Below are 13,982 nucleotides of genomic sequence, written 5' to 3' on the forward strand. Positions count from 1 at the left end.
AAGCTGATGGCTTTCCAGTTCGCCTTGCTGGCGCAGGATGCGAATCACCCGCCACTGCTGTTCGGTCAGGCCATGGGCATTGAGCGAGGGGCGAAAGAACGCCATGGCCGCTTCACGGGCCTGGAGCAAGGTTAGGGTCAGGGAAGGTCTTGGAATGGGCATGGTTCAGGCTATGGCAACGGTAGCCTTGCAGCTTAAAAGCCCTCCCCGTACCGCGCAAGGTGAAAACGTCCCGCCCTCCACACGGCCATGAACGTTAAATATAACGAACTACCAAGCACGCTAACAAATACAATAAAACGCATATAAATCAGCAAGTTGCATATGCTACCTAGAACCAATGTAAAGATTTTTGCGCAATCCAGACTAAAGCCGTTTGACATATTTAACGGCTCTGGCAAGCTATGCCACAGGTTTCGACCGGGAGGCAACCTCCATGCGCTCTCGGCAGTGCTCGAAACCTCAGGTAGCGTCAGCAGCTCTCGATGCACCTGCACAACAATGACAGGCTGAGCCTGTCCCAAGGTGACATATGCCCAACAGCAACATTGGCAATAAGAATCAGCCCCTTCGTAAACCTGTCGTGCTGATGTCCATGGGCGCCCAGGAACGCAAGGGCCATGCCTACCAGGTCATGACCCACAAATACATCCAGCCACTGGTCGAGCATGCCGGTTGCGTGCCGGTGCTGGTGCCGACCTGCTGCGGTACCGACGACCTCGAGCAGTACCTGGACATGGCCGACGGCGTGTACCTGACCGGCGCCGGCAGCAATATCGACCCGGCCCTGTATGGCCAGGAAAACCAGACCCCGGGCAAGGCCCAGGACCGTGACCGTGACCTGTTCGACCTGCCGCTGGTACAGCTGGCGATTGCCCGCGGCCTGCCGATCTTCGGCATCTGCCGTGGCATGCAGGAAATCAACGTGGCGCTGGGCGGTGATATCTATCAGAAGGTCTACGCCGAGCCAGGCTTCAACGACCACCGGGAAAACCCCGACGATCCGGTCGATGTGCAGTACAGCGCGGTGCATGGCGTGCGCCTGGCGCCGGGCAGTTGGTTGCACACGCTGCTGCAGAGCGACGAGATCCGCGTCAACTCGCTGCACGGCCAGGGCCTGAAGACCCTGGGCGAAGGCCTGGAGCCATTGGCCCGCGCCGAAGACGGCCTGGTAGAGGCGATCCATGCTCCGAGCCTGTCGCCGTTCCTGTTCGCGGTGCAATGGCACCCGGAATGGCAGGCGGCGAAGAACCCTGATTCGGTGAAGATGTTCCAGGCCTTCGGCGAGGCCTGCCGCAAGCAGGTAGCCAAGGGTCAGGCCCTGAAGAAGGTCGGTTCTACCGCCTGATCCATCGATCAATGACTGCCCTGTGGTGACTGGCCTGGCCTCTTCGCTGGCAAGCCAACTTGACCACCACACAGTGCCTGAGGGAGCTTCCCACAGGGTTTTGTGGTGTTCACAGTACCTGTGGGAGCTGGCTTGCCAGCGAAAGGGCTGCTGCGCAGCCCTGGGTGTTACCCCTTGTTGGCAGCCAGGCTGTCCACCAGCATGGCGTTCTGCGCATCGCTGGCTTCGATCATCAACTGTTTCAGGCTCTTGTCGAAGCCTGGGAACGGCGCCTCAAAGCTGAACTTGGATTTGGCCAGCAAGCCGCCCACGTACTGGATGCGGGTCGCATCCCAGCTCACCTGCTTCTGACGCCCCAGGCGCGGGTCGCGCAGGAATACCAGTTGCAGCGGCGTCACCCCGGAGGAATCGGCCTTGTCCAAGTCGGCGCCCGCCGCGATCAACGCATTGGCAACCGTCTTGTCACGCTGCGTGATGCAGTAGTGCAAGGCCGTCTGGCCGGCGTAGTTCACCGCATTCACGTCCTGGCTGGCGATCAGGCGCTGGCCCAGCTCAGGGCGCCTCTGGGTCAGGCTGTTGCTCTTGCAGAACTCGTGCAGCGCGGTGTTGCCGAACAGGTTGGCGGTCCTGGCGTTGGCCAAGGCCAACAACTGAGCGAAGTGCGCATCCGAACATTCACGCCACGCGTTCTTCAGGCACATCATCAGCCGGCTGTTACCTTCCGGCGTGAGCTTGAGCGGGTCGGCGCCCAGCGCCACGAGCATGTCGTAGGCGTTCTCGGCGACATAGTGGATCGGCGACTCGTCTTCTGCGATCAACGGTTTGTTCAGGTCCACCGCCGACGCTTGCAGCAGGTACTTGAGCCCCTCTACATCCGCCACATAACCGTCACGGGACGACTTGCCGGCCAGCGCTTCCTTGAGCTTGAAGTGGCTCGGTGGCACGTCCTGGTACGGCACCAGCACCTGCACATCCAGCTCTCGGTAAATCACCGTCTTGCCGGTATCCTGCCCTGCCGCATAGGTTTCACGCTGCTCGACGGTCTTTTCAGGCCAGTCGGGGTGCACGAAATAGCGGATCGAGTCGCCCTCGCGCTGGCCGTCCTTGTAGGCAGTGGTCTGGCGCAGACGGTAGGTACCGTCGTTGAGCAGCGCGAACGCTTCCTGCAGGCCGTCCTGCTTGCCCTGGCTGTAGTGCTTGCGCTCCTGCACCTGGCCGGTCTGGTAGTAGGTCTCCTGAACGCCGTCCAGCTCACCGCTACCGTCCTTGGCGTAGTTGGCAACCACGGCGGGCACCTGCTTGCCATCGACCACACGCCAGGCCAACTGGGCCAGGGTGCGACCGTTGTGCTTGCTGCCCTGCTCCTGCACCGTGACGGTCTCGCGGGTTTGCACGCCGCTGGCGCAGTCGAACTGGCTTTCGGTCTGCTTGCCGTCACCGATGACGATGCGCTGCTGCGGCTTTTTCTCGGCGCCGGCGCAATAAATCGTGGTGGTGCCCGTCAACTGGCCGTCGTCCAACTGGGCCTCGATGGCCACCGAGCCGTCGGCGTTATGCGTCACCCAGTCGCCCTGTACCTTGCCATCCTTGACCTTGAACTCGGAAATCAGCGTATCGCCTTCCTTCCAGATGATGGTGCCGGAGACCGGTTCCTTGGTCTTCTTGTCGATATAGATGGCAGTAGGCTTGCCTTTGCTGCCCTTGGCGGTGGTCACTTCATCCCACTCGTAACTCGACCCGCAGCCGGCCAGCAATGCGGCTATGCCTGATACAGCCAGTATTTTTTTCACAGAACGTCCTTGCGATTGAGACCAGGGAGGGATTACTGGATGCGCGTCAGGGTCATGCTGACCAGTTCGCCACCGTCCAGCACCACCAGGCGGTTGCCATTGTCTTCGACGCGCGCGTTCATCACGGCCTCGCCGTCCTTGCCACGGGCGATGATGTGGTCACCCTCGCGCGTCCATTCGTCGATCTGGTACTTGTCGCCCAGCAGGGTGATGTAGTCCTCGTCCAGTTCGGCGGTACCGACATTGCTCTTGAAGCCCATCACGCTGGCCTGCACATTGAACTTGCCTTCGATGGCATCGCTGCCACAACCGGCAAGGGTGGAAACAAGCGAAGCGAGCAGCAGCGTTTTGACGATTTTCATTACCGAGTCCTTAGTACGAATCTGGTCGTGTGCGTACGACTGTGGCAATTTCACATCACGTGCCGATACGCGCAAGCTCTGACCGCATGCCGCCCTGTAAGTTCATGCTAGATATAACTTTAATAACAATGCGTATCTTTTTGTTATTACAGGTTTTTTTAAAAATTCTCGATAACCGCCACGTTTTCACCGAGACAGGCCGGGCGCTCGACATTGGCCTATGCTCTTGGGCTTGACCTCAATCAACAGCCTGCCGTCCCACCAGGTGCACCCTGCCCTTTGTAGCCCCGCCTTCCAGTCCCCCTTTCAGGAGAGATGAACATGGCCCGCATGAAAGCCGCAGTCTTTGTCGAAAAAAACCGCATCGTGCTCGAGGACAAACCGATCCCCGACGTCGGCCCCTCCGATGCACTCGTGCGCATCACCACCACGACCTTGTGCGGCACCGATGTGCACATTCTTCGCGGTGAGTACCCGGTGGCCAAAGGCCTGACCATCGGCCATGAACCGGTCGGCATCATCGAAAAGCTCGGTACACAGGTGCAGGGCTTCCACGAAGGCCAGCGCGTGATCGCGGGCGCCATCACACCCAGTGGGCACAGTTATGCCTGCCTGTGCGGGTGCGCCTCCCAGGACGCCCCGGCACGGCGCATGGTTTTCGTGTGGCCGGTGGCTGGAAGTTCGGCAACACCATCGATGGCTGCCAGGCCGAGTACGTGCTGGTGCCGGACGCCATGGCCAACCTGTCGCCAATCCCCGACGGGCTCAGTGACGAGCAGGTGCTGATGTGCCCGGACATCATGTCCACCGGCTTCTCCGGTGCCGAACGTGGCGGCGTGCGCATCGGTGACACGGTGGCGGTGTTTGCCCTGGGCCCGATAGGCCTGTGCGCCGTGGCCGGTGCCAAGCTCATGGGTGCCACCACCATTATCGGCGTCGACACCGTGCCCGCGCGGCTGTCGGTTGCCCGCCAACTGGGCGCCACCCATGTGGTGGACTTCAAGCAGGGCAACGTGGTGGAGCAGATCATGGCCATCACCCAGGGCCGCGGGGTCGATGTGAGCATCGAGGCGCTGGGCACCCAATCGACCTTCGAGTCGGGGCTGCGCATACTGCGCCCCGGCGGCACCCTGTCGAGCCTGGGGGTGTACAGCGCGACCTCACCCTGCCGCTGGGCGCCTTTGGCGCCGGGCTGGGTGACTACAGCATCGTCAGCACCCTGTGCCCTGGCGGCAAGGAGCGCATGCGCCGCTTGATGGAAGTGGTCGCCAGCGCCAGCGTCGACCTCAAGCCGCTGGTCACGCACCGCTTCAAGCTGGACGACATCGAGGCGGCGTACGAGTTGTTCGCGCATCAGCGCGACGGCGTGATGAAGGTCGCGATCACCCCGTGACGGCGCCGTTCAGGGCTGCCCGTGCGGCAGCCCGCTGCTGAGCACCAGGCTGCCCTCGATCTGCTCGGACAGGTAGTTGACCCCCGCCATCACACCGATGGCGGGGTTCTGCATCAACGCCTGCCATTCCTCGTTGAGCGCCACGTTGAGGATTACCCGCAGCTGGTCGACCATGGCCGGGCGCTCGCTCTCGTGCATCATCGCAGCCACCCCCGCAGCGGCCAGCGAGATCAACGTCCCGACCGCCTTGCCCACCGCCGCAGCGACTGCGCTGGCTGCCCCGCGAGGCACCAGGGTAGCTTCCAGCTTGGCGCTGGCGCGTTTGGCCACTGACGACAGACCGGTGTCCGAAGGCGCCTTGCCGGCCGCGATGGCCGCCTGATGAACCTGTTGGTCAAGCGTCACGTAGGCCGGCAGGCTCAGCAGCGGCTGCGCCGCGATCAATTGGTGCAGCGAGGCGTTGCGCGCGGCAGGCGGGCCCAGATTGATCGCGGGGATACGGTTCAAGTGCAAGGCGAACTGGTCGGGAGCGGCGCGGTAACGCTGCGCAATACCCTGCAGCTGCTGGCCGAGCAGTTGCACATAGAGTTGCGTCGCGCGTTCGCGGATGAGGTCGGGGTTGATTTCCCTGGCCACCGGCTCCAGCACCCGCTCGCGGTACTGCTCCTGCAGGTACAGCGCCAGACGGTCCTCGCCGGGGGGGGGTCTGTTCATTCTTGCTGAGCTTGTACCAGGCCACCTTGAGGGTCAGCCATTGCTGGGTCCAGTAACCGGTGAACCAGGGGATGAAATCCGTTTCGGTGCGTGCCTGCACCGCGTCTTTCCACACCCGCATCGAGCGCCGTGCGTAGTCGTGGGTTGAGCGGCTGGCGCCCGCAGACGCCGCCATGATGTCCCAGTCGACCTGCTGCCAGGCGGCCTGGGACAGCACCACCGGGGGCTGCGGCGGCGGTGCCGGCGGTTTGCTCGCGCAGCCGCTGACAGCCAGCAGCAGCGCGAGGACGCAGGTAGCGCACAGGGAACAGTGGTTCACGGTCGTGCCCCGACAGGCGTGGGACTATTGACCGAGTATAGCGACGCGCCAGCAGGCGCGTTGATCAACCGGCGAGTGCTCGATACCCTGTCCTGCCGAGCCATCACCGAGAGCAACAGGCGCCATGCAGCGTGAACCCCAAGTAGCGGGCCAGGCCTTGAAACGGCTGTTCCTGGCCCTGCCCTGCACCCCCGAGCAGTCGCGTACCCTTGGCCGCTGGCGCAGCACGCTGGGGCTCAAGCACGGACGGCCGGTGCCGGTGACCAACTTTCACCTGACGCTGATGTTCCTGGGCGAAATAGGGGCGGCGCAGCTTCCAGCCATCTGTGCCGCCATGGCCAAGGTGCCACGACCGAACGCGCCGTTACGCATCGTGCTGGACACGCTGGCCCTGTGGCACCGCAGCAATGTGCTGGTGCTCGAACCTTCGCAGACACCGGCGGCCTTGCGCCAACTGGTGTATGCGCTGCACCAGGCCCTGTTGCCCTTCGGCATCGAAGACAGCCTGCGCGAGTTCCGCCCGCACCTGACCCTGGTGCACGATTATCCGGGGGATGTGCCGGAGTCGTCCGAGGCGCCGGCGCTGCGCTTGAACATCGAACACTTCACCCTGTTCGAGTCAACCCGGGGCCAGTACACGCCGATAGCGCAGTGGCCGCTGATGGGCTCAAACCGGTAAGCAGTTTTCAACCGACAAGGATGCACATGTATTACTGGAACAAAGAGAACTTCGAAGGCCTCAGGCACATTGGCCAAACCTACGCGACCAGAGCGGGTTTTGCCGGGTTCTCGCAATACTGCCTGCTGCGCGAAAAGGGGCTGAAGAAGCCTGCGTTCAAGGCGCTGGACGAGTTTCTGGCGGCCACTCGCAGCCTTGAAGTGACGCAGCAGCGCGCCATCACCTGCGAGATCGCTGACCTTGCCTTCAGCCACGGCGACACACACCAGTTGCTGTCGTATGCGTTGACCAGCTTCCTCAGGCAGGTACTGCGAGCCTGGTGTGACGAGGGCCCGGCGCTGGCCGAGCCGTATCGCTGGTTGGGCAAGTTGACAGGTGAGTCCGCCTGGCTTCAAGCCGCCCTGGCGCATGACCCGCAGGATCAGGTGGCGCTGCACCAGTTGGCGAACGATGAGCTGATGCAGGTCGATCACATGGCCCACCACTTGGAGGAGTCGGTGTTCCTGGGCGACGAGGCCGTGGCGGCCATCAAGCTGGATCGCGCCGCCGCCCTGGCGGTGCGGATCGAGTCCGAACAGGCCCGCAACTACCTCAACCAGGAAGTGCGCGAACTGCGTGAACTGCTTGCGGCGTGGAATGCCTATCGCGTGGGCGAACGCACAATCGAATTTGTGGACTGGTGTGACGTACAGGGTCTGAGTTTCAGATTTTCCACCGCCTTCTACTACACAAACTGAGATCAGGTGGTGCGCGGCGCGCGCTGGGGGCTGCGTCACCCCATGATCGCCTTGAGCACGCCCAGTGAGGCCACCGCGATCACCACGGTCGGCAGCATCGACAAGCGGCTCGCCGCGGCCACGGTTATCGCCAGCGCCGCCAGTTGCTCCGGCTGGGACGACACGAAGTAAGGCGCAATCACCGAAATCAGCACGCACCCCGGCGCGCTCTGCATGACCGCCCGCGCCCGCGGGCTGAGGTGGCGGTTGCGCAGCAACAGAAACCCCAGCACCCGCGTGGCGTAGGTGACCGCGCCCATGCCCACGAAGGTCAGCAACGAAGCCCAGCCGATCATTGCGCCTCCCCCCACACCCAGGCCGCGAGCATGCCGGCAAAACTGCCCGCCAGCACAAACCATGGGCCCGGCAAAAGCAGGTAGACCAGCCCCGCCACCACCAGGCTGAGCAGCCACGGGCGCGCCGCACGGCCCCCCTTCCACATGCCCCGTAGCAACACCAGGAATACTGCCGGGAAGGCCATCGCAAAGCCATAGGCGTCAAGGTTGCCAAGGCTGGGCCCGACCATCCCACCCAGCACCGCCGACCCCACCCACACCGGGTAGAACGGCAGGCAGGCCCCCAGGTAGTAGGGAAAACTGAACGCGTCTTGCGCCGACTGCTCGCGGGCACGCGCCAGGGTCTTGGCGTGATTGATCGCCCAGCCTTCATCAGCCATGAAAAACAGCGCCGGCAGTACCTTGCGCTTGGGCAGATGCTGGATGAATGGCGCCAGTGCCGCGCCCATGATGATATGGCGGCTGTTGATCAGAAACGTCATTGCAATGATGGTAAGCATCGGCAATGGCGACCCCCACAGCTGGATCGCCGCAAACTCCGAGCCACCGGCGAAGTTGAACGCCGTCATCAGCATCACTTCAGGGACCGACAAGCCGACCTGGGAGGCCTGGGCCCCCAGCACCAGGGCATACGGGGCCACGGCAAACCACACAGGCATGGCGTCTCGCATGCCCAGCATTACTTCACGCCGGTTGTCACTCATGGGGTATTTCACATCTGCTGCCAGGGGAATGGCAGCCAGCTTAGGCGCACCTTCAGGCGCCGTATTGCACGATTGTGCACACCAGCCGTCACCCCTGCATGTGCAGCCAGCGCGCCGGGGTCAGGCCCAGGGCCTGCTGAAAGTGCCGGGTCATATGGCTCTGATCGTAGAAACCGGCCCCCAGCGCGGCCTCTGTCAGGCTCACACCCGACAGCATCAGCCGGCGCGCCCGCTCAAGACGGCGCTGAGTGATGTAGCGATAGGGGCTGGTGCCGTACAGCACACGAAAGTCGCGCGACAGGGCAAAACGCTCGCGACCGCTGGCCTGCACCAGGTCGTCCAGGCAAATCGGCAGCGCCAGGGTGTCGTGAATGAACAGGCGAGCGCGCTCGGCCGCGACAAAATCGAACGTCTGGCGCCCGCGGCGCTGGCCGGCCACGCCAGCCATCACCTGCACCAGGTCATAGATCGCGTCCTCTTCGGCAAATGCGTCGAGGGGGTCATCCATGCGCTGCAGCAAGGCCTCGGTGGCCGCGAACAAGCGGGGGTCATCGGACTGGCCGCCGCAGATGAACGGCAACGCCCTGCCACCGAGCGCCTGCTGCACCAAGGCCGGCTCCAGGTAGATCATGCGGTAGCGAAAGCCCGCCTCGGTGCCAGCCTCGCCGTCGTGCACCTCGTCGGGGTGCAGCACCATGGTCTGGCCAGGCAGGCTGTGGCGGGTGCTGCCGCGGTAGTGAAAGTTCTGCACGCCGGCAAGGGTACGGCCAATGGCATAGGTGTCGTGCCGGTGCAGGCTGTAGGCATAGCCACTGAAATAGGCTTCGATGCGCTCGACCTTGCCGGGGTGCGCCGCGCGCTGCAACCAGTCACGGGAATTGTCGTTGGCCATGGGAATGCCCCTTGGGTGGGACGGCCAGAATAATCCATTTGCGCCTGCCGTGCCGGCCTCGCCAGGCTGTTCACGGCCTCACAGGTAAGGATGCTCCTGCCCCGGGCTGCGTTCGAAATGACGCTTGTACTCGCGACTGAACTGCGAAGTGCTCTGGTAGCCCACGCGGTGCGCCACCTGCGCCACGCCCAGGCCCTCGCCGATCAGCATCTGCTGGGCCTTGAGCAAGCGCAGGCGCTTGAGGTACTGGATCGGCGACAGCAAGGTGCAACGCTTGAAGTGCTCGTGAAAGGTCGACGCACTCATGTTCGCACAGCCCGCCAGCGCCTCGACGCTCAAGGGCTCGGCATAGTGCTCGCGTAAGTGGCTCAGGGACGCGGCAATGCGCGCAAAATGCCCCTGCTGCTCCACCAGGGCACGCAATACGCCCGCCTGTGGCCCGCGCAAGGCCACATACAACACCTCGCGCACCCGCGCCGCGCCCATCACTCGGCTTTCGAGCGGGTCCTGCAGGCAACGCAGCAGACGCTCGACGCTTTCGCGCATCGCTGCATCCAGTGCGGCAGAGGTCATGGATTCGGGCGTCTGTGCGCTAACGCCCCGATCTGGCGCCAGCCCCATGCTCTGCACCAGTTCACCCAGCACCGTGCGGTCGATGGCCACCGACACGCCCAGCAACGGCTCGCTCTCGGTGGCAAACGTCTCGCACATGAACGGCACCGACAGCGCCTGTACCAGGTAGTGGCCGGCACCGTACTCCAGCGTACGCGCGCCCAACCGGGCCAGCTTGCTGCCCTGGGCCAGGATCATCAGGCTCGGCTCGTAGATCTGCGGGCTGCTGGCCACGTAATGCCCCCACGACAGCACCTGCACCTGCGGCAGGTAGGTGTCGACAAAACCGGGGCGCACCGCCAGGGGTGCGATCAGGGAACACAGAGTGGCGTTGGCATCGGCGTGGCGGGTGAGCTGCATGGGGTACCGGGACGGAGGATCGGACACCCGCATCATCGCAGATTCACTGCCCGCTGCCACCCCGCCACGCCCGATCCCGGAGGATCAGGCATGAGGCTCGGAGCATTTTAACTCAGCCCAGGATCAGGTAAGTCTTGCGCACGGTCTGGCGTACCTCCCAGGTGCCCTGGGTGTTGGCGGCAAAGTACAGCGCATCGCCCGGGCCGAACACGATGGCCTCGGCGCCATCGGGCGTGAAGCTGCCCTCGCCGCTGATGATGTAACTGTACTCGGCCTGCGCGACCTGGCGTCGGAAGCGTCCCGGTGTGCACTCCCACAGGCCGGTGCTGGCGCCCTGCCCGGCCAGTTCCTGGTGCAGGGCGGTACGCGCCATCGCGACCGGTTCACCCAACGGGGACCCCACGCCAGCAGCCGGGCCAAATGCAGCGTCGCTTTCAAGGTGGATCAGTACCGGATTCATGTGCGCTCCTCAGGATTTGTCTTCAAGCCCGGCCGGCGCCAGGCGTGCCAGCATACAATCAAGCCGTGCGGCAGGTCGGCCGGCCATTTGCGCACGCTCCTTGCGGATCACCGCATTGCGCACCAGCGTACCGCCCAGGTAACGCAACGGCTCCGGCGGGAACGCCTTGCAGGTGCGGCCCACCAGGGCGCAACCGCTCCATTGGTCGTTGCGCCCCAGCGCCAGGCTGGCCAGGATGCGCCCGCCGAGGCGGCTGGGGCCCACGCCGTTGCCGCTCCAGCCGATGCCGTAGTGGATATTGCCCTGCTCGCCCAGGCGGCCGAAGGTCGGCAGGCTGTCGTAGGTGCGGTCGATGGGCCCCGACCAGGTGTGGGTGATGTGCACGTCGTTGAGCATCGGGTAGGTACGGCGCAGATCGGCCTCGGCCAGTGCGATGCTCGGCGGGTCAAAACTGAACACCGGCCCGATCCGGCCGCCGTAGGCAATCGCCCCGGTGCCCTTGCCGAAGGCAATGCGCCCATCCACGGTGGTGCGGTAGTAGTCCACCATCAACTGCGAGTCGGTGATCGACTCGGCACCGGTCCAGCCCATCTGCTCCAGGCGCGTGGCGATGGGCTCGGTGACCACGATGGCGCTGTTCACCGGCGTGATCAGCCGCGCCAGTTCCGGCAGGGCCGCCGCCCAGGCGTTGGTGGCCATGACCACCGCCCCGGCACGGATACGGGCCTGCTGGGTGGTCACCTGCACCGGTGCGCCGGGCTCGATAGCGGTCACCCCGGTGTTCTCGGCAATCAGCACCCCCGCCTCCAGCGCCACCCGGCGCATGCCGCGCACCAGCGCCGCCGGTTGCACGGTGGCGTTGCTGCGTTCGAACACGCCGGCCAAATGCACCTTGGAGCCGGTGCGGCGCGCCACCTCGGCAGCCGAAACCCGCTCGAACGGGGCCACGCCGACGCGCTCGCAGGCCTTGAGGGTAGCGTTCCAGGTGTCGATGTGGGCCGGGCTGGTGGCGGTCCACAACCAGCCTTTCTGACGAAAGTGCGCATCGATCTGATGGCGCTGGCAGAACTCACCCAGCTCGCTGATCGCGTGTTCGGCACTGTCGCCCAGAAAACGCGTCTGCTGTGGCGTGCAGAAACCGGCCAAGGTACCGACCTTGGGCCACCACGACATCACGAAGCCGCCGTTGCGTCCCGACGCCCCGCCACCGCAGACGTCCTGCTCCAGCACCAGCACACGAATGTCCGGTTCGTGCTGCTTGAGCGTCAAGGCCGTCCACAGCCCGACGAAGCCTCCGCCCACGATCACCACATCAGCCTGGTGCTCGCCCTGCAGCGTGGCGCCCGGTTGCAGGTTGGGCTCGGCGCTTTGCAGCCAGTAGCTGCGCTTGAGCGGTGCGTTCAGGGTCAGTTTCATGAGCGTGCCGCCCAGGCATTGAAGCGCTGTTCCAGTTGTTCGCCATGGTCGGCCCAGAAACTCGCGCTCATGGGCAATTGCTGCTGCAGGTTGGCGCCGCCGGTGGGCAGTTCGTTGACCCGCTGCTCGCTCAGCAGGCCCAGCGCCTCGCGGTTGACCGGCCCGTAGGCGATCTGCTCGGCATAGCCTTTCTGCTGCTCGGCCTTGAGGGTGTGGTTGATGAACTTGAGCGCTTCGTCGCGCTTTTTGGCGCCGCGCGGGATGGCCCAGGCGTCCATGTCGTAGATGCCGCCGTTCCACACGATACGCAGCGGGCTCTGGGCTTGCACGGCACTGATGCGGCCGCTGTAGGCCGAGCTCATCACCACGTCGCCCGAGGCCAGGTACTGCGGCGGCTGGGCGCCGGCCTCCCACCACTGGATGCTGGGCTTGATCTGGTCGAGCTTGGCGAAGGCGCGGTCCTGGCCGGCGCGGGTGGCCAGCGTGGTGTACACATCGGCCGCCGGCACGCCGTCGGCCAGCAAGGCGAATTCGAGGGTGTACATGGCGCCCTTGCGCAGCCCGCGCTTGCCGGGGAATTTCTCCAGGTTCCAGAAATCGTCCCAGCCGGCCGGGGCCACCTTGAGCTTGTCGGCGTTGTACGCAATCACCGTCGACCACACGAAAAAGCCCACCCCGCAAGGCTGCGCTGCGCCGGGCAGCAGTTGCCCGGCCACCGCCGGATCGGGGCTGAATTCTTCCAGCAGGCCTTCGTCGCAGGCGCGGGCCAGCTCTGGCATTTCCATCTCGACCACGTCCCACGACACGCTGCCGGTGTCGACCATCACCTTGACCTTGGCCATTTCGCCGTTGAATTCGCCCGCCACGATGCGGGTGCCGGTCTGGGCCTGGTAGGTGTCATAGAAGGCGGCCACCTGGGCAGCCTTGTTGGCCCCGCCGTGGGACACCACGGTAAGGTCGGCCAGCGCCGGGGTGGCGCAGGCGGCGGTGGCGATCAGGGTGAGCGAAAAGGCCAGATTCTTGTGCATTGTTATGTTCTCCGGTTCAAGGTGCTTCGCCGAGCCAGTGTCGAGCCGCAGCCGTGGCGCCACAATCAGACGCAAGCAAGATTCACGCGACGCTGTTCATACGTTGGTATGAAAGCATTCAAAGCCCGCCCGCAGCCGGTTACACTCCAGTTTCCCCCTTGGAGGACGATGCCCATGGCCCTCGCTGTCAGCGACATTCTTGCCCTGCCAGAACTGCGCACGCGCCTGGTCAGCGGCGCCCAGGGGCAAAAGCGCCTGGTGCGCTGGGCCCACGTGTGCGAACTGGCCGACCCCACCGAATGGCTGGGCGACGGCGACCTGCTGATGACCACCGGCATGGGCATCCCGCCTGCGCCGCAGGACCAGCGCGCGTATGTGCAGCGCCTGGCCAACGCAGGCCTGGCCGGCCTGATGATCGGCGAGCACATGCAGGCACCGCCCGACCTCGACGCGCTGCTGCAGCACGCGCAGGCCCTGGGGTTTGCGGTGATGCTGACGCATTACGGCGTACCCTTTGCCGCCGTGACCCGTGCCATCGTCGACGCCGGCCAGCAGGAGGAGCAGGCCCGTCGCAATGCCATTACGCGGGTCTATGAAAGTGCGCGCATGAGCATCCAGGGCCTGGGCCTGGCCACGCTGCTCAAGCGCCTGAAACAAGACGTGCAAGCCCAGTTGACGCTGCTCGACGCGCACACCCTCACGCCGTGGCGAGCCGAGCTCAGCGGGCTGGCGCCACAGCAGCGTGAAGTGCTGGCGAGCCGCCTGCGCGAGCTGCCGGGCAACCGCCCGGTGGTGCAGCGCCTGGCACTGGACAGCGGCGAAGTGCTGGTGAT

Annotated in this window: 13 protein-coding genes and 3 pseudogenes; 5 read left to right on the forward strand and 11 right to left on the reverse strand. The window is 64.6% G+C overall.

Going from position 1 to position 13,982, the window contains the following annotated elements; all coding sequences use genetic code 11:
- A pseudogene (locus G3436_RS07110) lies at nucleotides 1-162 on the reverse strand (homoprotocatechuate degradation operon regulator HpaR); the annotation flags it as partial.
- 370 nt (nucleotides 163-532) lie between these two features.
- Here G3436_RS07110 and G3436_RS07115 point away from each other — a divergent pair.
- Nucleotides 533-1,348: a gamma-glutamyl-gamma-aminobutyrate hydrolase family protein gene (locus tag G3436_RS07115; RefSeq protein WP_163942915.1), complete on the forward strand. Its 816-nt coding sequence runs from the start codon at nucleotides 533-535 to the stop codon at nucleotides 1,346-1,348.
- 167 nt (nucleotides 1,349-1,515) lie between these two features.
- On the opposite strand, the gene G3436_RS28480 is transcribed toward G3436_RS07115, so the two are convergent.
- Both G3436_RS28480 and G3436_RS07125 read right to left on the reverse strand, forming a co-directional pair.
- Nucleotides 1,516-3,138, reverse strand: a complete 1,623-nt coding sequence (locus G3436_RS28480; protein ID WP_163942917.1) for an ankyrin repeat domain-containing protein — start codon at nucleotides 3,136-3,138, stop codon at nucleotides 1,516-1,518.
- 32 nt (nucleotides 3,139-3,170) lie between these two features.
- Complete coding sequence (locus tag G3436_RS07125; protein ID WP_163942919.1) at nucleotides 3,171-3,500, reverse strand: hypothetical protein; 330 nt, start codon at nucleotides 3,498-3,500, stop codon at nucleotides 3,171-3,173.
- A gap of 321 nt (nucleotides 3,501-3,821) precedes the next feature.
- Here G3436_RS07125 and G3436_RS07130 point away from each other — a divergent pair.
- Nucleotides 3,822-4,893 (forward strand): annotated as a pseudogene (locus tag G3436_RS07130) (NAD(P)-dependent alcohol dehydrogenase).
- Nucleotides 4,894-4,902: 9 nt separating this feature from the next.
- Here the strand turns inward: G3436_RS07130 and G3436_RS07135 are convergent.
- Nucleotides 4,903-5,827 (reverse strand): annotated as a pseudogene (locus tag G3436_RS07135) (hypothetical protein).
- A 223-nt stretch (nucleotides 5,828-6,050) separates the two neighbouring features.
- Here G3436_RS07135 and thpR point away from each other — a divergent pair.
- Together thpR and G3436_RS07145 are read left to right on the forward strand one after the other, a co-directional pair.
- Entirely contained in the window at nucleotides 6,051-6,605 is a 555-nt protein-coding gene (thpR, locus tag G3436_RS07140) for an RNA 2',3'-cyclic phosphodiesterase (RefSeq protein ID WP_163942921.1), read from the forward strand.
- A 26-nt stretch (nucleotides 6,606-6,631) separates the two neighbouring features.
- Nucleotides 6,632-7,342, forward strand: coding sequence for a hypothetical protein (locus tag G3436_RS07145; protein ID WP_163942923.1), 711 nt, complete (start codon nucleotides 6,632-6,634; stop codon nucleotides 7,340-7,342).
- Between the two features lie 35 nt (nucleotides 7,343-7,377).
- Here the strand turns inward: G3436_RS07145 and G3436_RS07150 are convergent, their stop codons facing one another.
- From G3436_RS07150 to G3436_RS07180, 7 genes are all read right to left on the reverse strand, one after another.
- Nucleotides 7,378-7,677: an AzlD family protein gene (locus G3436_RS07150; RefSeq protein ID WP_163942926.1), complete on the reverse strand. Its 300-nt coding sequence runs from the start codon at nucleotides 7,675-7,677 to the stop codon at nucleotides 7,378-7,380.
- Nucleotides 7,674-8,381, reverse strand: a complete 708-nt coding sequence (locus G3436_RS07155; RefSeq protein ID WP_163942929.1) for an AzlC family ABC transporter permease — start codon at nucleotides 8,379-8,381, stop codon at nucleotides 7,674-7,676. Before G3436_RS07155 ends, G3436_RS07150 begins: the two co-directional genes overlap by 4 nt.
- An 88-nt stretch (nucleotides 8,382-8,469) precedes the next feature.
- The gene (locus G3436_RS07160) at nucleotides 8,470-9,273 is read right to left on the reverse strand and encodes an AraC family transcriptional regulator (RefSeq protein ID WP_163942932.1); all 804 of its coding nucleotides are present in this window, start codon (nucleotides 9,271-9,273) and stop codon (nucleotides 8,470-8,472) included.
- Nucleotides 9,274-9,351: 78 nt separating this feature from the next.
- Nucleotides 9,352-10,245: an AraC family transcriptional regulator gene (locus tag G3436_RS07165; RefSeq protein WP_163942936.1), complete on the reverse strand. Its 894-nt coding sequence runs from the start codon at nucleotides 10,243-10,245 to the stop codon at nucleotides 9,352-9,354.
- 112 nt (nucleotides 10,246-10,357) lie between these two features.
- Nucleotides 10,358-10,705: a cupin domain-containing protein gene (locus tag G3436_RS07170; protein ID WP_163942939.1), complete on the reverse strand. Its 348-nt coding sequence runs from the start codon at nucleotides 10,703-10,705 to the stop codon at nucleotides 10,358-10,360.
- A gap of 9 nt (nucleotides 10,706-10,714) precedes the next feature.
- A complete protein-coding gene (locus G3436_RS07175; RefSeq protein ID WP_163942942.1) occupies nucleotides 10,715-12,121 on the reverse strand; it encodes an NAD(P)/FAD-dependent oxidoreductase in 1,407 nt (468 codons plus the stop codon).
- Complete coding sequence (locus tag G3436_RS07180) at nucleotides 12,118-13,149, reverse strand: ABC transporter substrate-binding protein (protein ID WP_163942945.1); 1,032 nt, start codon at nucleotides 13,147-13,149, stop codon at nucleotides 12,118-12,120. The genes G3436_RS07175 and G3436_RS07180 overlap by 4 nt, the downstream gene beginning before the upstream one ends.
- A gap of 174 nt (nucleotides 13,150-13,323) precedes the next feature.
- On the opposite strand from G3436_RS07180, the gene G3436_RS07185 reads away from it, so the two are divergent.
- The coding region (locus G3436_RS07185; RefSeq protein WP_178116355.1) for a PucR family transcriptional regulator ligand-binding domain-containing protein at nucleotides 13,324-13,982 on the forward strand (659 nt) is incomplete at its 3' end.

This window comes from Pseudomonas brassicae, assembly GCF_010671725.1.
Taxonomy (GTDB): domain Bacteria; phylum Pseudomonadota; class Gammaproteobacteria; order Pseudomonadales; family Pseudomonadaceae; genus Aquipseudomonas; species Aquipseudomonas brassicae.